We start from the raw sequence: 975 nt of genomic DNA on the forward strand, positions 1-975 counted from the left end.
CTGGCACTGGCACTGGCACTGGCACTGGCACTGGCACTGGCACTGGCACTGGCACTGGCACTGGCACTGGCACTGGCACTGGCACTGGCACTGATGAAAAGCCGTTACAAGTCGATAGTCAAGAACAAATTCAACAAGTTAAAGAAAATAATATTGTAGACAGCGTCAATGGACAACTTCATGCCCATGGTTCAGATAGTGACACGGTTACTTGGACGGTTGAACACACACAAGGGCAGTATGGTGACCTTGTTTTAGATGCAAGCACTGGACAGTGGCATTATCATTTAAATAACCATTCAACCCAAACCAATGCACTATCGGAAGGCGAGCAACATACCGAGCAATTTGTTATCACCGCTACAGATGCTCAAGGAAACAAAGTCAATACGGTGGTGAGTGTTGAAGTAGATGGGAGCAATGATCTTCCGACGATTTCAGGGCTGCACAATGCTAGCTTGAACGAAATGGGTAATGTCGATACCGTCACAGGTAAACTCGTTGCCACAGATCCAGACCACGGTGACAGTGTTAGCTGGGCAGTACCGCAAACACTAGGGCAATACGGACACCTAACCATAGATCAAAATAGCGGTGCTTGGGTCTACCAATTAGATAATAATTCCCCTAATACTCTCGCGCTCCGTGCTGGAGAGGTTGCGACAGAAACTTTCAGAGTTACAGCAACAGATAGCTCTGGTCTCCCCGTGAGCCAAATAGTCACTATCGCCATCCACGGTACCGATGAAATAGCCAAAATCAACGGCGTATCGAGTGCATCATTAACAGAAGATAAAGATGTCGACTCAGGACAGCTACATATCGATGGACAACTTAATTTAATTGATCCCGATTCAGGGCAAAATCAGTTCCAAGCCTCCGCACTACAAGGTCAATTCGGCACACTATCGATTGACTCAAACGGTCATTGGACTTACACCGCTGACAACTCACAAGCCATGATCCAAGGGCTGA

1 protein-coding gene is annotated in these 975 nt (G+C 47.3%); it reads left to right on the forward strand.

Features of this window, described 5'->3' with window-relative positions:
- A partial coding sequence (locus tag BEL05_RS20895; RefSeq protein ID WP_217629852.1) for a VCBS domain-containing protein occupies positions 1 to 975 on the forward strand: 975 nt, incomplete at both ends.

The organism is Shewanella colwelliana (assembly GCF_001735525.1).
Classification (GTDB): domain Bacteria; phylum Pseudomonadota; class Gammaproteobacteria; order Enterobacterales; family Shewanellaceae; genus Shewanella; species Shewanella colwelliana.